Source organism: Arenibacter nanhaiticus (assembly GCF_900141935.1).
Classification (GTDB): Bacteria; Bacteroidota; Bacteroidia; order Flavobacteriales; family Flavobacteriaceae; genus Arenibacter; species Arenibacter nanhaiticus.
Genome location: NZ_FQYX01000001.1, coordinates 221,458 through 241,483, shown reverse-complemented (window position 1 = coordinate 241,483; position 20,026 = coordinate 221,458). Strand labels below are relative to the sequence as shown.

The following is a 20,026-nucleotide window of genomic DNA, read 5'->3' as shown; positions in this document are numbered from 1 at the left end:
GTATATGGCAAATGCAACCCACCAACGAGACGTTATAAACCAAGCTGGTTTTAAAATGCTTACTCTTTGCAAATCCCAAATGGAAAAGGCAAAGGAAGCCTTTATGGAGCACGATAGCGATCTGGCAGAGGAAGTCATCACTAAAGAAGCCCGTGTTAACGCCCTAGATCTAAAGATAGAGGAAGATTGTGAAAAATTCTTGGCCCTGTACAATCCCGTAGCCATAGACCTACGCTTTGTCATGGCCATCAGGAAAATTAATTTCGACCTAGAACGTATCGCTGACCATGCTTATAGTATTTCGCGCTATGTAGACGATATGGACGAGAAAATTAAACCCGAATTATTCCAGGTCTTACAATTCGAAAAAATGTACAGCACCATCATGGAGATGTTCAACTATATTACGACCGCCTATGAGGAGAAAGACGTAAGCCTGGCCAGAAAGGTCTTTAAAAAGGATAAGATCCTAGATCAGATCAACAGAGACTCCTTTGGAATTATCGAAGAAGAAATAAAAAAGGATATCGCCGTTATTAAACAATCCTTGATTTTATTCTCGGTAGTAAAAAAAATGGAAAGGGTAGGCGATCTGCTTAAAAATATTGCCGAGGAAATTATTTTTTATATAGAAGCCGAAGTAGTAAAGCACAAGAAAAAAAAATAGGAACAAAGGCCATTCCCTTGTTGTGTAATGTATTGTCACTCTCTATTTTTTTATAAATTATTACCAAATTAATATCCAAGATTGTTAGGTTTTAATTAGGTTTGCACCGTTGCTTTTTAACAAATAGTTATGGATAATATATATTTCTTAATGATTATTGCCCTTGTCTTTTTGGCAGCGGCAGATTTGGTAGTAGGCGTTAGTAATGATGCCGTTAATTTCCTGAATTCTGCCATTGGTTCCAAGGCGATTTCTTTTAGGACCATCATGATCGTTGCCAGCTTGGGAATTGCCATAGGTGCCATATTTTCGAGCGGAATGATGGAGGTTGCCAGAAAAGGGATCTTTAATCCGAGTGAATTTATGTTCAGTGAGATTATGATTATCTTTATGGCGGTCATGATCACCGACATTCTTCTCCTGGATTTTTTCAATACCATAGGGATGCCTACCTCTACGACGGTATCGATCGTTTTTGAACTTTTGGGAGCTGCCGTTGCAATGGCCTTTATAAAAGTTGCCAATACAACGGGCGACTATATGGATGTTTACAACCATATTAACACTTCCAAGGCCACAGAAATTATATTGGGTATTTTGCTCTCGGTGGTCATTGCCTTTACCATAGGGGCCTTGGTCCAATATTTTTCCCGTTTATTGCTTTCTTTCGATTTTAGAAAAAAACCGAAATGGGTGGGCGCCCTATTTGGAGGGGCTGCTTTAACCGCCATCACTTATTTTATATTGATCAAAGGTTTAAAAGGAGCCACCTTTGTCAGTGAAGATGTGTTATACTTTATTCAACACAGCACCAAAGTGATCATCGTTGGAAGTCTTGTTGTTTGTTCTGCAATTTCTTACATTGTCTCTTCCGTTTTAAAATACGATATCTACAAACTTATCATTGTCGCTGGTACCTTTGCCTTGGCCTTGGCCTTTGCGGGGAACGACTTGGTAAACTTTATCGGTGTTCCGATCGCCGCTTGGCAGTCTTTTGAAGCATGGAGTGCCTCTGGTATCCCTGCGACGGAATTCAGCATGAACATATTGGCTAAAAAAGTTCCTACGCCTACGGTATTGTTATTTGTTGCCGGAATGATCATGGTTATCACCTTATGGTTTTCCAAAAAGGCACGTTACGTAGCAGAAACCGAAATAAACCTTTCCAGGGAAGGGGAGTCTAAAGAGCGTTTTCAGCCCAATTTCCTATCACGTGGCATCGTAAGGACCGCCATGTTACTGTCTGCTGGGGCAAACGCCCTTATCCCAAATTCATTACAGAAAAAAATCGATTTGAATTTTCAAAAACCGGTCATCGCCTTATCGAAGGACAAAACCTATGAACTGCCGGCTTTTGATATGGTAAGGGCAGCGGTAAACCTTATGGTTGCCGGGGTTTTGATCTCTATTGCGACCTCTTATAAATTACCATTGTCTACAACCTACGTTACCTTTATGGTTGCGATGGGTACGTCCTTGGCCGATAGGGCCTGGGGTGCGGAAAGTGCCGTTTACAGGGTGGCTGGAGTATTAAATGTAATTGGAGGTTGGTTTTTTACAGCCTTTATCGCCTTTATTTCTGCGGCAGTAATCGTTTACCTATTAAATATCCATGTGCCTTCTATGTTGGCTATCTTATTATTGATAGCGGTATTTTTATTGGTGAGAAACTATATCTCCCACAATAAAAAATCTAAAGAAATAAGAGCCGAAGACAGCCTTAGAAAGGCAGAAAGCAGTTCTATACAGGGCGTTATCGAAGAAAGTGCCAACAACATCTCTAACGTTGCCAAACGAAGTAACAAGATTTTCACCAATACCATTGATGGTCTTGCCAAACAAGATTTGGATATGTTGAAAAAGAACAAAAAAGGCGTTGTTAAACTTTCTGATGAAGTAGATGAATTAAGGGATCATATTTTTTACTTTATCAAAAACCTGGACGATGCCAGTGTTGGCGCCAGTAATTTCTACATCAATATATTGGGATACCTCCAGGATATGGCCCAATCTTTGGAATATTTGACCAAGATAAGCCACAAGCATATTCACAACAATCACAAAAAATTAAAGTACAACCAAATTAAGGAACTTAAGGAGATAGACCTAAAACTAGATACCTTGTTAAGTGAGACCAAACACACTTTCGAAACTCGTTCCTTTGAGAATATTGGTTCTATATTGGCTAGCAAACAAGAGTTATTAGACCTTGTTTCCTCTAAAATAGAAAAGCAGGTGGCTAGGACACGTACGGAAGAATCCAGTCCAAAAAATACCACCTTATACTTTACCTTTTTATTAGAAACAAAGGATTTTATAAATGCTACTATGAACTTATTGGAGCTGTACTACCAAGAACACGACAGTTCTGTAAAACCAGCAACCATAGAGCCTTAATTAAAAAGCTTTCCAAAAATACCGTAGCCTTCGCTACGGTATTTTTTTTGCCTTCTATGCAACGACAAACCTCTTCCACTTAGGAACAGTCGACTCTATGACTCAATCAGGGTGTTGTTTTGCCCTTTACATCGGTTTTAAGATTGCTTAACCAAACAAGCCTACATCAGTTCCATAAAAACTAAAAACGACACAGAAAGGCTCTGTACGCAGTACGCTACAGCCAGCTATTCAATATTAGATAAGAGGAATGAAGCAGCCTTACCTAAAAGGCAGCAGCAACCCTTAGAAAGGAACTAAACCAAATCTACTGCGCGCCTATTGAAGGTGCTCTTTTAGATACCGGTACAAAGTTTAAGGAATCCTAGAATTGCCTAACTAGCGATAAAAATTCATTTTATCCAAATACTCCCAAACAGTTAAAGGTAATAAAGGTTTGATATTTTTACCGGCCTTGATTTGTTTGCGGATAAACGTCGATGAAATTTCCATGATAGGGGCATCGACCTCTACGATTTTTGGATGGTTTTTTAGGACAGCAATATTCTCGACTTCGGTTATTCTTGGATACACATAAATACTATAATTCTCCAAAATGACCTCATAATTCTTCCACTTGTGAAGGCTCTTTAAATTATCCCTCCCCATGATGAGTGCAAAGTCGTATTTGTTAGGATATTTTTCCTCCAAATGCACCAAGGTATTGATAGTATAATTGGGCTGCGGTAGCTTAAACTCAATATTACTCGGTTTTAACTTAGGATATTCCTTGGTAGCCTCGTACACCATATCATAACGATGATAGTCGTCTAATAAAGTACTTTTCTTCTTAAACGGATTATGAGGCGTTACCACAAACCAGACCTCCTCCAGATCTGAAAACTCCACCATGTGATTGGCAATGATCAAATGTCCCACATGGATGGGGTTAAATGTCCCGAAGTAGAGTCCTATTTTTTTCTTCATATAGAAATTGTACCGCGCTTTATTCGGCTAAAACCAAATATCGGCCATTCCCCGCAATATACTGTTGGGGGAAGGACCGATATATTATTATTTTTTTTCTACACCCAAAAAGTCAGCCACCAACGTATGGGCCTCCTCAAGGGCAGTGTCTAAATCGTAATTTTTTATAATGCTATCGAACTGTGGTGCGGTAGCCAATTCAACCGATGCCTTGGCAATACGCATGTTTATTTTATCCTCAGATTCGGTACTGCGCTTTTTTAAACGGATCTTAAGTTCGTCAATACTCGGCGGCTTTACAAAAACAGCCAAGGTTTGGTCAGGAAATGTTTTTTTTATCCGCAATCCTCCGACCACGTCTATATCAAAAATAACATTCTTGCCTTCGGCCCAGAGACGTTCTACCTCACTTTTTAGGGTACCGTAAAAATTATCGCGATATACCTCTTCCCATTCTAAAAAGTCATCGTTCTTAATATGGTTTTTAAACTCGGACAAGGACATATAGTAATAATGTTCCCCGTGCTTTTCTTTCCCTCTTCTAGGACGGGAAGTAGCCGAAATTGAAAAGGCCAAATTAAGCTCTGGCTTTGATAATAAATGCTTTACTATGGTTGTTTTTCCACTGCCAGAAGGGGCAGAAAAAATTATTAATTTACCTCCTGCCATTACAATACATTCAACATTTGTTCCTTAATCTTTTCCAATTCGTCTTTCATCTGTACCACCAATTGCTGCATAGGCGCAAAGTTGGCCTTTGATCCTATTGTATTGATTTCCCTTCCGATTTCCTGACTGATAAACCCTAGTTTCTTTCCGTTAGAATCGTCAGACTTTAAGGTACTCCCAAAATAATCCAAGTGATTTTTTAAACGGACCTTCTCTTCGGTTATATCGTATTTTTCCAAATAATAAATCAGCTCTTGCTCAAATCGGTTGGCATCCAATTCTGTTTTTAAATCTGATACCGCCTTTTCCAAACGCTCCCTAACGGTTAAAAGCCTATCTGGATCCATTGCTGCGACTTGTCCTAATAAGTCGTTTAATGTTGCCAGCCTCGCTAAAAAGTCCGCTTCCAAGACTTTCCCTTCCTCCGTTCTAAAGGTATTTATTTCTTCCAAGGCCTTGCTCAAGGTATCCTTAATCACCAGGTATTCCTCTGGATTGATGTCTTCACGTTCGGTTTTCATGGTATCGGGCATACGCATGGCAATTTCTAACAAGCCCATTTCGTTACCAGGTACTATATTCCCTAATTGCTGCATATATTGGCGTACCACTCCTTCATTGACAAAAGAGGAAGTTTCTCCTCCAGTGTTTTCAATATACAGTCCAAAATCTATTTTTCCCCTTTCCAAAGAATTCGCAATAGTCCTGCGTAATTCCAATTCCTTTTCTCTATAGGCCGATGGAATTCGGGCATTTAAATCGAGACTTTTACTATTAAGGGATTTAATCTCTATGGTAATTTTCTTCGTGGAAAGTTGTATTACATGCTTTCCAAAACCCGTCATGGATTGAATCATAAAATTGCTTTAAATTTTGGCAAAGGTACATAAAAATAGGGTTTTGTACTTTTAAGGATCAGGGCTAAAAAAGTAAAATATCTCCCTTTAGAGATCTTCGGCTTGTTTTTCGGGCATTTCCGGACTTTTCTATTGGGGTTCTTGAGTTTCAATATTTTCCAAACTAACATAAAAGATAATGCCCCTTTGCCAAGCCTCCTTATAGAAGACCTACCGCCCCTATGATCGGCAGCTATGTTGTTTTTAAAGTTAAGCGCTTTGGAAGACTTTTAAAATCGAACATTCTTATTCTTACTAGTTGCCACACGCCCTACTGTACTATAACCTAAAAGGAGATTTTTTTTGATCCCGAATTTTAAAAAACACTTCAAAATTATCTAAAAAAAACAAACAGTAGGGCGTATGGTTTCTAGCAATAGACCTTTGGAACTTATAATTCCCTTACCCAAATATTGCGATAGCTTACACGGCTATTATCACCATGGTCTTGCAATTTAATGGGACCCTTGCCGTGCGGTGGATTTTTAGGCCATCCAATATATGGGGTAGTTCCTTTAATTTCTACATGGTCTTGTACCAAGACACCGTTATGTAGAAGTGTAAGGGTTCCCGATTTTATTTTTTCACCTTCCGCATTAAACTCTGGGGCGTGATAAATAATATCATAGGTATTCCATTCGCCACTAGGGACCGATGCCATCGCTAAAGGCACATGCTGCTTATAGATAGCCCCTACCTGCCCGTTTACATAGGTATCGTTATTGTTGTTGTCTAATATCTGTACTTCGTACAAGCCTTGTAAAAACACCCCGCTATTGGCCCTACTTTGCTTTTCACCTTGAATGTCTGCCGGAGATTTCCATTCGACATGCAATTGTACGCTACCAAATTCTTGTTTCGTCTGTATATCGCCGGATTTATCGTTCACGGTCATACTTCCGTCCTTATTTAGGTGCCACTTGGCCGAGCTACCATCTTTGGCACTTACCCACTGATCTAGGCTTTCCCCATTAAAAAGTACAATAGCATCGCTTGGGGCTTCGTTAATTTTGGCTCCTGGCTGCACCTTCGGCGGAACCGGCTCATAAAATTCAGTCCCTTCAGGAGTCGTGGGTTCTTCGCCCTTATGCTCTTTATCGGTATGGACAGCTTCGGCCAATTCCTTGGCGTTGCCAGCTGCTTTATACTCCTTTTCCTTACAAGAAAAAACGACTAAGGCACAGGCAATAAAATAGATTTGTTTCATTATTTTTTATTAGAGGTCAATACAGTTTATAGACTTTTTATTTTAATATTTTTAAAAGAAACTATATCCCCATGGTCTTGTAGCCCTATTTTTCCGGTGGCATATTTCCCGAAATGCTCCCAGCCTTTGAATTTAGATTTCTCTACCATTTCATTCCATGGCTCCCCATTTACCGGGAATTCTACGATAACTTCACCGTTAAGCACCACGCTTCCCTGGTTGGCATTGTGGTTTACCGTTATCACAAAGGTATTCCACTCTCCTACCGGGTTTGTTACGTCCTTACTAGGGGCTATCATATCGTAAAGCGCACCTGCTTGGTGGGTAGTCCCGTTTTTGGCATCTGGATGTTTTTCGTTATCCAGCACCTGAATCTCCGGACCGGACTGGTAGGCTTCGGAAAGGCTAGGTATTTCCCTAACACCCCAAAAAACACCACTGTTACCTCCTTCGGATATTTTCCAATCTATGGACAACACAAAATTGCGAAACTCTTCCTTGGATACCAGGTTGTAATTGGCGCCTTCTTTACGCTCCTTGGGAGGATAAAAAACCATGGCCCCCTCTTCTATCTTCCAGGCATCTTCTACACCCTCTTGCCCATACCCTTTCCAGGCGTCAAAATTAGTCCCATCAAAGAGAACCTTCCACTCTCCTTGATCGGGCTTTGTTGACATTTCTGTATTGGCGTTCTCCATGGGCTGCTCCTTAGGAGCGTTCGTTGTCTTTTCTTTGCAGCCTATTGTCAATATCGCTACGAAAGCTGTTATCCATAAATTTTTCATGTCGCTTATGTTAGAGGTTAATTAAAGTCCAAGTATTTTCTTTAATACATTTTTATCTATTTCCCCTCCGGCAAAATCGTCAAAGGTTTTTTGTGTTGCTTCGATAATATGGTCCTGAATAAACTTGGCCCCTTCCCTAGCGCCTTGTTCCGGACTCTTAATACAGCACTCCCATTCCATTACGGCCCAAACATCACATCCGTATTGTGTCAATTTAGAGAATATGGTCTTAAAATCTATTTGACCATCTCCTAAAGAGCGGTATCTCCCAGCGCGATCGCTCCAGTCGTTATAGCCACCAAAAGCACCTTTTTTCCCAGTTGGATTAAATTCGGAATCTTTTACGTGGAACGACTTAATGAATTCGTGGTAGTGGTCTATATAGGTGATGTAATCTAATTGTTGCAATACAAAGTGACTTGGATCGTACAAAATATTCACCCTTTTGTGGTTTCCTGTCGCTGCTAAAAAGCGCTCAAAGGTATCCCCGTCATGAAGGTCTTCTCCTGGGTGTATTTCATAACAGACATCAACACCTTCCTTATCGAAGTGATCCAAGATCGGCAACCATCTCTTTGCCAATTCCTCGAAGCCCATTTCTACCAAACCTGCAGGACGTTGTGGCCAAGGGTGCATGGTATGCCATAGCAAAGACCCAGAAAAGGTTGCGTGGGCAGTAATCCCCAACCTCCTACTGGCCGTTGCTGCCTTTTTTACCACTTCTACCGCCCACTCCGTACGTGCCTTTGGATTGTTCTTTACCGCATCTGGCGCAAAATTATCGAACATTAGATCATATGCAGGGTGTACCGCGACCAATTGACCTTGAAGGTGGGTAGAAAGTTCCGTGATTTCCAAACCATACGAATTTACCTTTCCCTTTAGTTCGTCACAATACGTCTGGCTTTCTGCCGCCTTGTCCAAATCTATAAGATAGTCGACCCATGTAGGTATTTGTATACCTTTATACCCTAAGTCGGATGCCCATTTACAAATGCCATCCAAAGAATTAAACGGTGCTTTATCGTCTACAAATTGTGCTAAAAAAACCGCAGGCCCCTTAATTGTTTTCATCTATATAATTTATTGTTATAATTAACGTTTGTATTGCTATAGGGGTACTACATCCCATGGCCTAGACCATATTGTTATAGAATTAATCCCATTTTATATGTACACTATTATTGAAATCTATCCAAAAAAATTAAATCATTAGTATTATGAATAGAACATGTGAAAATCTGTCTTGATAAGATCAAAAAATAAACCTTATATTTAAAATCAATAGCTTTCAAAATACCCCCAAATGGAGAGACGTTATAAATATAGGAATTACTATAGAAATATAAGAATATAACCTAATGAATAAGCAACAGGAATACGGGAACAACCATCGGATCGGCCTCGAAACCATCGTTTTTCCACTGCTTGTTTATTGAGAACATAGAAGTTAAGAGTCATTGCCGCTTATAAGTTCGAAATACCATGATAGCTTAAATTTAAATAAAAAAACAGCTAATGGTATGGATCAAATAACATAAGAAATTATTAATTAATGTAAATCTTCTTAATGGAAAACAGTTCGGCCAGACATATGTGGGGCGATTTTTTGGACGCCCACCTGCAATACGCTTTTGTAGACCCCCCAAAAGTATTACACTTTTGCAATACTGAATTAGAAGCCAATAGGAGTACCGCCCTTGTCCTTGACCAAATTAAAAAAGCGACCACCTATTCCCTTCTAGGGCTACAACACCGTAAGGAGTCTTTGCCAAAAATCGGATCCTTTATGGTGATAACTAATTGGGAAGGAAAGGCTCAATGTATTGTAAGGACTACTGCGGTACAGTTAAAACCTTTTTATAGCATCACTAAGGACTACGCCTTAAAAGAAGCCATAGACGATCACAGTTTAGAAGCATGGAAAAAGGCCACTTGGGAGCGATTTTCTGAAGAATTGAAACCCTTTAATAAAGTCCCGAAGGAGAGTATGATTGTCGTTTGCCAAGAGTTCGAAAAAGTATTTTAACGCTCTATAGGTCCAATATGCAATAAGGCCGTCTGTACAGACGGCCTTATTTATTTAAAAATTAAGCGGTATAGCTTTTAGTGTAGGTCTACCCACACATTTCCTTGTTTATTGGAAGCCACTGTGCTTTCTATGAAATCCATTCCTCGGACACCGTCCAGCATGGTAGGGAATTCACCATCGTTATAAGCTTCTCCACGAACAGCTCTGGCTACGCCCAAATAGATATTGGCCATAGCATCAAAGATTCCTTCAGGATGCCCTGGAGGCAATTTGGTCCCTCCCAAAGACAATTCTGAATTATAACCATGCCCTGGCTTGTATACTTGCAAAGGCTTATCGTCACTTAGGACGAATAATTGGTTAGGGCTTTCTTGTTCCCATCGCAATCCGCCTTTATCGCCATAAATAGCAATGGAAAGACCGTTTTCTTCTCCGGTAGCAATCTGGCTAGACCTTATCAACCCTTTTACGTGTTTGTCCATACGTACCAATACCGTTCCGTCAACATCCATTGGGTTGTCATCGTACACATAATTAAAATCGGCCAGGATAGATTTTATTCTTAACCCGGTAGTATACTCAATCATATTAAAGGCATGTACCCCAATATCGGCAATACAACAACTGATTCCGGCTTTTTTAGGATCTAACCTCCAAGTAGAAGCACGTTTCTCTTTGTCGTGAATAATAGGATTTATCCAGCCTTGGTAGTAACTAGCATCGACCTTGTGAACCTTTCCTATTGCGCCGGCCTTCACCATCTCCCTCATTTGACGTACCATTGGGTAGCCCGTATAGGTATGGGTAAGGGCAAATACCGTCTTAGACTTTTCCATGGTAGCCTGTAATATTTTGGCTTCCTCATAGGTGGTCGTCATCGGTTTTTCGCAGATAACATTAAACCCGTTTTCCAATAACTTTTTCACCATTGGGAAGTGCAAAAAGTTGGGTGTTAGTACAGAACAGACCTGAATACGATCTTCTTTTGGCAACTTCAACTCCTCTTCGATCAAGGTGTCAAAATCCTTATAAATACGATCGGTAGGGATGTCTATTTGTTTTGCAAAAGCCATATTATCCTCGAAATTCGGATTAAAAACAGCTCCTACAATTTGATAATTATCATTAATAAAGGAAGCCACTCTATGTAGCACTCCGATCAGGGAGTCTCCTCCTCCTCCTAAAATACCTAATTTAATTTTTTTACTCATAATCTTATTCTTTCTAAATTACTCTTTATACTCTACTTCAACATTTTTGAAAAATATGGTGAACAGAATCATCACCCCGAAAGCAAAAACAGCCGGGAAGATCCAAATATTTTCCCAATCGTGAACCCCTGGACTCACCAAATAAATATCGGAGACTTTTCCTGCGATCCAGAACCCTATCAACATTCCTACCCCATAGGTCGCCAAGGTGATTAACCCTTGAGCTGCACTCTTATATTTTTCCCCTGCCTTGGAATCGGTATATATCTGACCAGAAACAAAGAAGAAATCGTAACAAATTCCGTGCAATGCAATCCCCAAGATAAGCATAAAGGCCAAATCCCCTTCATTTCCATAGGCAAATAGAAGGTATCTTACCGTCCAGGCCAACATACCTGCGATCAGGGTCTTTTTAAAACCAAATCTCTTAAAAAAGAATGGCAATAATAACATAAACAACACTTCTGACCCCTGTCCTATAGTCATTTTCCCTGTTGGGTTATCCACCCCTATTTCCGATAAGAACGGATTTGCATTTTGGTAATAAAATGCCAATGGAATACAGATAAGGATAGAAGATATAAAGAAGATTAAAAAGTTTCTGTCCTTTAACAGCTTTAAGGCGTCTAGCCCTAGAATACTACCTATAGAAACCTTTTCGTCTTTTGCTACTACCGGAGGAGTCTTAGGAAGTGTAAAACTAAATAGACCCAACAATAAAGAAGCAATAGACACCATTAAGAATGTGTTTTTTAACATTCCGGCCTCTCTAGATGCTTCAGAATCCCAAAGAAAAACATAACTAATGATCAGTCCGGCTATGATCCATCCAATGGTTCCGAACACCCTAATAAATGAAAATTCCTTGGCTGGATTTTTCATTTGGTTAAAGGAAATGGAGTTTACCAAGGCCAAGGTTGGCATATATAAAATCATATACCCCAATACATAGGGATAAAAGCTTTCAAAATCGACGGCGGTATACATTTGATACATTAGTACTGCTCCCAGAAGATGCAAGACTCCTAATATGCGCTCTGCATTAAAATAACGGTCTGCTATCAATCCAATAATAAAAGGAGCTATAATGGCTCCCCAAGATTGGGTAGAGAAGGCCATCCCTATTTCTCCGCCATTGGCACTTAGGTTTTTGTCTAAAAATGTTCCCAAGGTTACAAACCATCCTCCCCAAATAAAAAACTCGAGGAACATCATAAATGACAATTGCATTTTAATCTTTAGTTTCATGCTTTTCTAGATATGTTTATCGTTTTTAAAAATATGTCCAAATAAAAAAAGTGTATCTACTACTTTTTTTATTTGGATCCTACCACTCGTTGAAGGATGTCTCCCCAAAATTAATATATCTCCTTTTAAGATTCTGGATATATCAATAACTCAATATGCATCTTTCGAACTAGGATCAAAAGTATCAACATCTATCATAATTCCAAAAATATTGATTTCATTTTGATAAATAAATCATTGGAATCCTGTACTTGCCTCCTAATTCGCTTTGCATAGCAATTAATAACCTTTTGGGTGTTCTTTATAAGGACATTGACCTTAGCCCAGTTGTTTGTCCTTATAAAGATGAATCGGTTTTTTGACCCCAATATTAATTGGGGTCAAAAAACCGATTTAAAAATATCGCTTCAAAATCTGAAGGCTTATTTAAGAGTTTTAGCGGCCTTTACCAATAAATCTCTAGTAGCTATAATACCTTCTTCTTCACTCAATCTTCCTCCTTCGTATTCAACTCCAATATACCCAGTATACCCAGCGTCTTTTACGACCTTAAGAAGTTTAGCATAATCTAATTTCACCTCGTTACCTTCGGCATCGAAATCATGCGATTTTGCACTTACTGCTTTAGCATAAGGCATTAACTCGCTTACACCCTTGTAGTAATCATATTCTTTGGTACAACCTGTTTGGTCTCTTTCTACACAGAAATTCCCGAAATCTGGTAGCGTACCACAGTTATCCATATTTACTTTGCTCATTACTTCGGCCAATTTTGAAGCATCAGAAGAAAGACCTCCATGGTTTTCTACCAAAATGTTGATGTTTTTCTCTTTGGCATACGTAGCCAACTGCGTTAGACCATCTACAGAACTTGCAATCCACTCTTCTGGTTTGTTTGTTCCTGCAAGGTTCACTCTAATAGAATGACATCCCATAGCAGCAGCCGCATCGACCCATTTGTAATGGTTTTCTACCGCTTCTTTTCTTTTGGCAGCATTAGGCGTAGCAAGATCTCCTTGACCATCGATCATGATCAAAACGTTTTGCATTCCGTGCTTTTTACTTTCGGCATTACTTTTTTCTACAAAGGCCGCCATAGCTTCCTCAGAAAAATTAGCCGCTTTTAACTCCTTATAGTACAATCCGCTAACATATTCCAATCCGGTAAAGCCCCATTCCTTAGCTTTTTCTGCAAAGGAGTAAGGATCAACCTCGCCACTTGAAATCATTCTATGCATGGACCATTGGGCCAAAGACAATTTAAAAAAAGGTGTTTCGGCATTGTCTGCTATTTTTTCAGCAGCAACTTCCTTAGACTGTTCTTTTGGGGCCTCTTTACAAGAAACTCCTCCGATTAACAACAAGGCCAAAAGCGCCTTAAATCCGTTGACTTTTAAACTTTTACGATTCATTTTTTTGTGTAATAATTAATTTAACGATTATGAGCAACTACAACGTTATAGTGTTGTATTATCAAGAAATATAAGGTTTAAATGTAGATAATTAATTCTATATTTAATAAATTTATTAACTAAACAATTTTCTAGATGAGCAAATTTTATTATAACGAAGAGCAGGAGAGCTACGACGCAATCGTAGTGGGCACGGGCATCAGCGGAGGTTGGGCCGCCAAAGAATTATGTGAAAACGGCTTAAAAACCTTGGTTTTGGAACGAGGAAGAATGGTGACCCACATCAATGATTATACGACAGCGAATATGGACGACTGGGATTTTCCTAATAATGGCGAGTTGTCTAGAGAAGAAAAAGCAAAACAACTAAAACAAGCAAGGACGGGATATACCGTAAAAGCCCAACACAACCAGTGGTTTGTCAACGACCTAGAACACCCCTATAACGAAACCAAGCGTTTTGACTGGATGAGAGGGTACCACCTCGGGGGCCGTTCCCTACAGTGGGGGCGCCATAGCTACCGCTGGAGCGAGATGGATTTTGAGGCCAATAAAAAAGAAGGCATTGCCGTAGACTGGCCTGTTCGTTATAAGGACATTGCTCCTTGGTACGACAAGGTAGAATCCTATATAGGGGTTTGTGGCGAAAACTTAGGATTGCCACAATTGCCCGATGGCCAATTTTTGCCGATGATGGAACTGAACTGTGTGGAACAGCATTTCCGGGAAAAAGTTGCTGAAAATTTTGACGGGAGAGTCGTTACCGCGGGCCGTGTTGCCCATATCACCGGCAACAAGGAATTTGAAGGAAGAAGCAAGTGCCAGTACAGAAACCGCTGTATGCGCGGTTGTCCTTTTGGAGCTTACTTCAGCAGCCTTTCTTCTACCCTGCCCGCTGCGGAACGGACCGGCAACATGACCCTTAGACCAGATTCTATTGTGACCGAGGTTATTTACGATCCAAATACTAAAAAGGCAACAGGGGTGAAGGTAATAGACCGTGTAACCAAAGAAACCTTTGAGTTTAAAGCTAAAGTTATTTTCTTATGTGCTTCTGCCATTGCCTCTACCTCTATCTTAATGCAGTCCAAATCTGATCGTTTTCCTAACGGATTGGGCAACGATTCTGACCAATTGGGAAGAAACATTATGGACCACCATTTAGGTGTTGGAGCTTCGGGGAAATTTGATGGCTTTGAAGACAAGTACTACAAAGGAAGAAAACCCAATGGGATCTATATTCCCAGGTTTAAAAATTTAGGCGGCGATTCGGATACAAAGGATTACCTCCGTGGTTTTGGCTATCAGGGGGGAGCCAGCAGAGGTGATTGGGAAGAGTCTGTCGCAGAACTATCGTATGGCAAGGACTTAAAAGAGGCGATCTTAAAGCCGGGGGGATGGACCTTTGGAATGATGGGCTTTGGAGAAGTGTTGCCATACCAAGAAAACAGAATGACCTTAGACTACGACAAATTGGACGACTGGGGCTTGCCTACAGTAACCTTTGACGCGGAGTTCAAGGAAAACGAATGGAAGATGCGCGAAGACATGAAACAGAATGCCGTAGACATGCTTACCAAGGCAGGAATGAGGGACGTAAAGGCCTATGACAATCCGGGTGCCCTTGGATTGGGGATCCATGAAATGGGTACCGCGCGAATGGGTAGAGATCCTAAAACATCTGTACTTAACGGCTATAACCAAGTACACGCCGTACCAAATGTATATGTAACCGATGGGGCTTTTATGACTTCTGCCAGTTGTGTAAACCCTTCCCTTACTTACATGGCCTTTACCGCAAGAGCTGCCAACCACGCCGCAAAAGAACTTAAAAAAGGAACCTTATAATGGATAGAAGAAAAGCACTCAGAAACATGGGCTTGACCCTAGGGTATGTTGTAGCAACCCCAACCCTATTAAGCCTGGTACAAAGTTGTAAACAAGAGAAGGCCATTACATGGACACCGACCTTCCTTAGCCAAGACGCAGGAAATGCTCTTGCCCACTTGGTAGATATCATATTGCCCAAAACCGATACCCCTTCCGCCACCGAGGTAAACGTACATATCTTTATAGACCGTTTTGCCCAGGAGGTGATGGAACCGGAGCAACAAGCTATTTTTAAAATGAGCATGGGCAAGTTTTTGGAAAAAGCCCTGGTAGATTCTAAAAAGGAAACCATGGCCGAACTAGAGCCTGCCGATCTAGAACCGATTTTGGCCAAAGCCCTAAAAATAACCAAGGAAGAAGAGATTAATAATATGGAACTGATCTCCTCCTATACGGAAGCGATTAAAGAAGGTAAGGCTGCCGAACTAGACGATGAACTATCTAGGTTTGCTTTTGCCAATAACCATAGAGGTTTGACTATTTGGGCCTATAAATCCTCGGAATATGTTGGCGAAAATGTGCTTGCCTATTTGCCGGTCCCCGGTGAATATATTAGCTGTGGCGATTTAAATGAGTTAACCCAGGGCAAAGCCTGGTCAATTTAATAGGAAAAGACATTGAAAAGACGCGATTTTATTCAGAAAACCGCCCTTTCTAGCGGCGCCATAGGTCTTACAGGGTCTATGGCCTATGGCATGCCAGAGCTCAGAAAGGCGAAACACAGCTTTAATTTAAAATATGCCCCACATTTGGGCATGTTTCAACAACATGCCGGTAAGGACCCCATAGATCAATTGAACTTTATGGCCGACCAAGGTTTTACGGCCTTTGAAGACAATGGGATGCGCGGACGTGCCGTTTCCCTACAAGAGAAAATGGCAAAGACCATGCAGGATAGAGGGATAGAAATGGGCGTATTTGTGGCCCATGAAATCTATTGGAAAGAACCTAACCTGGCCTCTGGAAACAAGGACAAACGAGCCGAATTTCTGGACTATATCCGCCAATCGGTAGAAGTTGCCAAACGCGTCAATGCGAAATGGATGACCGTTGTACCCGGCCATGTAGATTTACGGCTACAGCCTGGTTACCAGCAGGCCAATGTCATTGAAAGTTTAAAACAGGCCTCGGCCATTTTGGAACCCCATGGCTTGACCATGGTTTTAGAACCCTTAAACTTTAGGGATCACCCAGGACTTTTCCTCACAGATTCGCCACAGGCCTATGAGATTTGTAAGGCGGTAGATTCTCCTGCCTGTAAGATCTTGTTCGATATCTACCACCAACAGATTCAGGAAGGCAACCTCATTCCGAATATGGAAGCCAGTTGGGACGAAATTGCCTATATACAAATAGGCGATAATCCCGGGCGTAAAGAACCTACCACGGGAGAGATAAACTACCGCAATGTCTTTAAGTTTATAAAAGACAAAGGCTTTAACGGTATTCTAGGGATGGAACACGGCAATTCTAGACCTCATAAAGAAGGCGAATTGGCTGTAATAAATGCCTATAAAGAAGTTGATAATTTTATGTAGAAATAGTCTCGACCAACCTTTATAAATAATATAATTGCGCTCCATATTCCGAATTAAAAGGAAAATGGGGCGCTTTTTTTGTCTTGTCCCCTAGCCCGTTGCGGCTTGCACCAAGCTTTTGCAGCACATGGGCAGTGGGGTTGCTGACCATTCCTTTTCTCTTTTGAACAAGAATGTATTTCTATAACATTTAGCAATAGTCATTTTGATAGGTAGTCCCGAAATTAGGCCGGGGAGGTACTGTTTACTGTTCACTTGAACTTCCCAGATCAGCATTCATTGAATCCCTGTCCCTCACGACAAAATGCAAATCGATGTTTTGGTCCTTCGGTCCTATGAATTGAAATTAACCTTCACTCTCCGAATACTCCCTTACATTTATACAGTCTTTTTTTCTCTTCTCTCTTTTCTATCCTCCAATTGATCATTGTTCACTGAATTCGCGTTAGCTATTGCAGCGGCATCCTTTTTTAGGGGCCAGGGGCCGTTTAAAAAAGATATAGCGGAAAGAGCGACCCTTTAGGGGAACGCCCCACACTAAACAATCGTACTTTTTCCAAGCGTTTATTTGTTCTTTTCAGCCTATTCGGCACAAAAAAACCTCGAAGAAAAATCCTCGAGGTTTATATTATATGATGGCTAAATGCGAGAATTTAAGATCCGCACATTAGGCAATCGTCGTCTGCCTGACCTTCTTTGGCCTTGGCAATTAACTCTTTCATTTCGGCGGCCGTCAATGGCTGCACCTCCATATCTGTAGTTTTTGCCGTTGGCGCCTGTACAGGCACTGCTTGGGCTACTGGTGCCGCCGCAACTACCGGTTCGGACTTTTTACTGTTATCTACCGTAAACTTAATGGCATCGGCAGCAGCTTTGGTCCTTAAATAATACATCCCAGTCTTAAGTCCGCTTTTCCAAGCATAAAAGTGCATGGAGGTAAGCTTGGAATAATTCGCATTCTCCATAAACAGGTTTAGGGACTGACTTTGGTCGATGAAATAACCACGCTGTCTAGACATGTCTATAATATCTTTCATACTCAATTCCCAGACCGTCTTGTACAGTTCCTTAATATCTTGAGGTATACCGTCGATATGCTGGATAGAACCATTGGCGCGCATTAATTCTTGCTTTAAATTCTCGTTCCAAAGTCCTAGTTCTACTAAATCTTCCAACAGATGCTTGTTGACAACGATAAACTCACCAGACAACACCCTACGGGTATAAATATTGGAAGTATAGGGCTCAAAACATTCGTTATTTCCTAAGATTTGAGACGTAGAAGCGGTTGGCATTGGGGCCACCAATAGGGAGTTTCTAACGCCATTTTTAACGACTTCTTTACGCAATTTGGCCCAATCCCATCTTCCGGACAGCTCCTCATCGTTTATTCCCCAAAGGTTATGTTGAAATTCGCCTTTCGAGATTGGAGAGTTTTCATAAGTTGAATAGGTACCTTCTTCTTTGGCCATCTCCATGGAAGCAGTAACTGCCGCAAAGTACATGGTCTCAAAGATTTCCTGGTTCAATGCCTTGGCGGCATCGCTTGTAAAAGGCAATCGCAACATGATGAAAGCGTCGGCCAATCCTTGTACCCCAAGACCAATAGGTCTATGGCGCAGGTTAGAGTTTTCGGCTTCTTTTACCGGATAGTAGTTTCTATCGATAACGCGGTTTAAGTTACGGGTTACGCGTTTGGTTACCTTATAGAGTTCTTTGTGATCGAACTCTCCGTTCTTCACAAACATTGGCAAGGCAATGGAAGCCAAGTTACATACGGCCACCTCATCCGGGGAGGTATATTCCATAATCTCCGTACATAAGTTAGACGAGCGAATGGTTCCTAGGTTCTTTTGGTTGCTCTTGCGGTTTGCTGCATCCTTGTACAGCATATATGGTGTTCCGGTTTCAATTTGAGATTCTAATATCTTCTCCCAAAGATCGCGGGCCTTTACCGTTTTACGGCCTTTGTTTTCGGCTTCGTATTTTAGGTACAATGCTTCAAATTCTTCTCCGTGAATTTCGAAAAGGCTTGGGCATTCATTTGGACACATAAGGGTCCAAGTATCGTTGTTTTCTACCCTTTTCATGAACAAATCCGGAATCCACATGGCATAAAAAAGATCGCGGGCACGCATTTCTTCCTTCCCGTGGTTTTTCTTTAAATCTAAAAACTCAAAGATATCGGCATGCCATGGCTCTACATAAATAGCAAAGCTTCCTTTTCGTTTTCCGCCACCTTGATCTACATATCGGGCGGTATCGTTAAACACCTGTAACATTGGTACAATACCGTTAGAGGTACCGTTAGTGCCGGCAATATAAGACCCGGTAGCACGTACATTGTGGATAGATAATCCTATTCCTCCGGCCGACTGTGAAATTTTGGCTGTTTGTTTTAAAGTATCATAAATACCATCGATACTATCGTCTTTCATAGCCAATAAAAAGCAGGAAGACATTTGTGGTTTTGGCGTCCCAGAATTGAACAATGTTGGGGTCGCATGGGTAAAATACTTTTTGGACATCAGCTCATAGGTCTCTATAGCCGCGTCTAAATCGTTTAGGTGAATCCCAATAGCAACACGCATTAACATATGCTGTGGACGTTCTGCGATCTTGCCGCTTAATTTTAACAAATAAGAGCGCTCCAAGGTTTTAAATCCGAAATAATCGTAGCCAAAATCTCGGTTATAAATGATGGTAGAATCTAATTTCTCGGAATTCTCCATGATTACTTGGTACACTTCATCGGATAACAAGGGGGCTTTTTTCCCTGTTCTTGGGTTTACATATTCGTAAAGATCCTTCATTGTATCAGAGAAGGATTTTTTAGTGTTCTTATGTAAGTTGGACACTGAAATACGGGCGGCCAATTTTGCATAATCAGGATGGGAAGTGGTCATGGTTGCCGCAATCTCGGCTGCCAAATTATCCAGTTCCGAAGTGGTAACCCCATCATATAGACCTTCAATAACCCTCATGGCAACCTTTAAAGGGTCTACTAGGTCATTAAGGCCATAACATAATTTTCTTACTCTAGCCGTGATCTTATCGAACATCATCAGCTCTTTTCTACCATCTCTTTTTACTACGTACATTTGCTAC

General features: G+C 40.9%; 16 protein-coding genes. 6 read left to right on the top strand and 10 right to left on the bottom strand.

Going from position 1 to position 20,026, the window contains the following annotated elements; genetic code table 11:
- Nucleotides 1-4 precede the first annotated feature (4 nt).
- Complete coding sequence (gene phoU, locus BUA16_RS01035; RefSeq protein ID WP_072762780.1) at nt 5-667, top strand: phosphate signaling complex protein PhoU; 663 nt, start codon at nt 5-7, stop codon at nt 665-667.
- Nucleotides 668-796: 129 nt separating this feature from the next.
- Entirely contained in the window at nt 797-3,064 is a 2,268-nt protein-coding gene (locus tag BUA16_RS01030) for an inorganic phosphate transporter (protein ID WP_072762779.1), read from the top strand.
- 378 nt (nt 3,065-3,442) lie between these two features.
- Here the strand turns inward: BUA16_RS01030 and nadD are convergent, their stop codons facing one another.
- From nadD to BUA16_RS01000, 6 genes are all read right to left on the bottom strand, one after another.
- A complete protein-coding gene (nadD, locus tag BUA16_RS01025; protein ID WP_072762778.1) occupies nt 3,443-4,030 on the bottom strand; it encodes a nicotinate (nicotinamide) nucleotide adenylyltransferase in 588 nt (195 codons plus the stop codon).
- 87 nt (nt 4,031-4,117) lie between these two features.
- Nucleotides 4,118-4,699 (bottom strand): guanylate kinase, encoded by a 582-nt coding sequence (gene gmk, locus BUA16_RS01020; protein ID WP_072762777.1) that lies wholly within the window; start codon nt 4,697-4,699, stop codon nt 4,118-4,120.
- A complete protein-coding gene (locus BUA16_RS01015; protein WP_072762776.1) occupies nt 4,699-5,556 on the bottom strand; it encodes a YicC/YloC family endoribonuclease in 858 nt (285 codons plus the stop codon). The genes gmk and BUA16_RS01015 overlap by 1 nt, the downstream gene beginning before the upstream one ends.
- 430 nt (nt 5,557-5,986) lie before the next feature.
- Nucleotides 5,987-6,802 (bottom strand): 3-keto-disaccharide hydrolase, encoded by an 816-nt coding sequence (locus tag BUA16_RS01010; protein WP_072762775.1) that lies wholly within the window; start codon nt 6,800-6,802, stop codon nt 5,987-5,989.
- 26 nt (nt 6,803-6,828) lie between these two features.
- Complete coding sequence (locus BUA16_RS01005; RefSeq protein ID WP_072762774.1) at nt 6,829-7,587, bottom strand: 3-keto-disaccharide hydrolase; 759 nt, start codon at nt 7,585-7,587, stop codon at nt 6,829-6,831.
- Between the two features lie 21 nt (nt 7,588-7,608).
- On the bottom strand, nt 7,609-8,661 hold the full coding sequence (locus BUA16_RS01000; protein ID WP_072762773.1) for a sugar phosphate isomerase/epimerase family protein: 1,053 nt from the start codon (nt 8,659-8,661) through the stop codon (nt 7,609-7,611).
- A 496-nt stretch (nt 8,662-9,157) separates the two neighbouring features.
- Between BUA16_RS01000 and BUA16_RS00995 the strand changes: the two genes are divergently transcribed.
- Entirely contained in the window at nt 9,158-9,616 is a 459-nt protein-coding gene (locus tag BUA16_RS00995) for an ASCH domain-containing protein (protein WP_072762772.1), read from the top strand.
- Nucleotides 9,617-9,693: 77 nt separating this feature from the next.
- Here the strand turns inward: BUA16_RS00995 and BUA16_RS00990 are convergent, their stop codons facing one another.
- The 3 genes from BUA16_RS00990 to BUA16_RS00980 all read right to left on the bottom strand — a co-directional run bounded on the left by BUA16_RS00990 (nt 9,694) and on the right by BUA16_RS00980 (nt 13,490).
- Entirely contained in the window at nt 9,694-10,830 is a 1,137-nt protein-coding gene (locus BUA16_RS00990) for a Gfo/Idh/MocA family protein (RefSeq protein ID WP_072762771.1), read from the bottom strand.
- Nucleotides 10,831-10,848: 18 nt separating this feature from the next.
- Entirely contained in the window at nt 10,849-12,078 is a 1,230-nt protein-coding gene (locus tag BUA16_RS00985; RefSeq protein WP_072762770.1) for an MFS transporter, read from the bottom strand.
- 422 nt (nt 12,079-12,500) lie between these two features.
- Nucleotides 12,501-13,490: a sugar phosphate isomerase/epimerase family protein gene (locus tag BUA16_RS00980; protein ID WP_072762769.1), complete on the bottom strand. Its 990-nt coding sequence runs from the start codon at nt 13,488-13,490 to the stop codon at nt 12,501-12,503.
- A 135-nt stretch (nt 13,491-13,625) separates the two neighbouring features.
- Between BUA16_RS00980 and BUA16_RS00975 the strand changes: the two genes are divergently transcribed.
- From BUA16_RS00975 to BUA16_RS00965, 3 genes are read left to right on the top strand one after another with little or no spacing between them, the layout of a single operon-like run.
- The gene (locus BUA16_RS00975) at nt 13,626-15,338 is read left to right on the top strand and encodes a GMC oxidoreductase (RefSeq protein ID WP_072762768.1); all 1,713 of its coding nucleotides are present in this window, start codon (nt 13,626-13,628) and stop codon (nt 15,336-15,338) included.
- The gene (locus tag BUA16_RS00970) at nt 15,338-15,985 is read left to right on the top strand and encodes a gluconate 2-dehydrogenase subunit 3 family protein (RefSeq protein WP_072762767.1); all 648 of its coding nucleotides are present in this window, start codon (nt 15,338-15,340) and stop codon (nt 15,983-15,985) included. The genes BUA16_RS00975 and BUA16_RS00970 overlap by 1 nt, the downstream gene beginning before the upstream one ends.
- Before the next feature lie 12 nt (nt 15,986-15,997).
- On the top strand, nt 15,998-16,918 hold the full coding sequence (locus BUA16_RS00965) for a hydroxypyruvate isomerase family protein (RefSeq protein WP_072762766.1): 921 nt from the start codon (nt 15,998-16,000) through the stop codon (nt 16,916-16,918).
- A 653-nt stretch (nt 16,919-17,571) separates the two neighbouring features.
- On the opposite strand, the gene BUA16_RS00960 is transcribed toward BUA16_RS00965, so the two are convergent.
- On the bottom strand, nt 17,572-20,019 hold the full coding sequence (locus BUA16_RS00960; RefSeq protein WP_072762765.1) for a ribonucleoside-diphosphate reductase subunit alpha: 2,448 nt from the start codon (nt 20,017-20,019) through the stop codon (nt 17,572-17,574).
- Nucleotides 20,020-20,026: the final 7 nt, after the last annotated feature.

What these genes read in the sequence shown, in the direction of transcription:
- BUA16_RS00995 (WP_072762772.1), top strand. Translation starts at nt 9,158, where the DNA reads ATGGAAAACAGTTCGGCCAGACATATGTGGGGCGATTTTTTGGACGCC.
- BUA16_RS00990 (WP_072762771.1), bottom strand. Translation starts at nt 10,830, where the DNA reads ATGAGTAAAAAAATTAAATTAGGTATTTTAGGAGGAGGAGGAGACTCC.
- BUA16_RS01030 (WP_072762779.1), top strand. Translation starts at nt 797, where the DNA reads ATGGATAATATATATTTCTTAATGATTATTGCCCTTGTCTTTTTGGCA.
- BUA16_RS01000 (WP_072762773.1), bottom strand. Translation starts at nt 8,661, where the DNA reads ATGAAAACAATTAAGGGGCCTGCGGTTTTTTTAGCACAATTTGTAGAC.
- phoU (WP_072762780.1), top strand. Translation starts at nt 5, where the DNA reads ATGGCAAATGCAACCCACCAACGAGACGTTATAAACCAAGCTGGTTTT.
- BUA16_RS00980 (WP_072762769.1), bottom strand. Translation starts at nt 13,490, where the DNA reads ATGAATCGTAAAAGTTTAAAAGTCAACGGATTTAAGGCGCTTTTGGCC.
- BUA16_RS01015 (WP_072762776.1), bottom strand. Translation starts at nt 5,556, where the DNA reads ATGATTCAATCCATGACGGGTTTTGGAAAGCATGTAATACAACTTTCC.
- BUA16_RS01005 (WP_072762774.1), bottom strand. Translation starts at nt 7,587, where the DNA reads ATGAAAAATTTATGGATAACAGCTTTCGTAGCGATATTGACAATAGGC.
- BUA16_RS00985 (WP_072762770.1), bottom strand. Translation starts at nt 12,078, where the DNA reads ATGAAACTAAAGATTAAAATGCAATTGTCATTTATGATGTTCCTCGAG.
- nadD (WP_072762778.1), bottom strand. Translation starts at nt 4,030, where the DNA reads ATGAAGAAAAAAATAGGACTCTACTTCGGGACATTTAACCCCATCCAT.
- BUA16_RS00970 (WP_072762767.1), top strand. Translation starts at nt 15,338, where the DNA reads ATGGATAGAAGAAAAGCACTCAGAAACATGGGCTTGACCCTAGGGTAT.
- gmk (WP_072762777.1), bottom strand. Translation starts at nt 4,699, where the DNA reads ATGGCAGGAGGTAAATTAATAATTTTTTCTGCCCCTTCTGGCAGTGGA.
- BUA16_RS01010 (WP_072762775.1), bottom strand. Translation starts at nt 6,802, where the DNA reads ATGAAACAAATCTATTTTATTGCCTGTGCCTTAGTCGTTTTTTCTTGT.
- BUA16_RS00960 (WP_072762765.1), bottom strand. Translation starts at nt 20,019, where the DNA reads ATGTACGTAGTAAAAAGAGATGGTAGAAAAGAGCTGATGATGTTCGAT.
- BUA16_RS00975 (WP_072762768.1), top strand. Translation starts at nt 13,626, where the DNA reads ATGAGCAAATTTTATTATAACGAAGAGCAGGAGAGCTACGACGCAATC.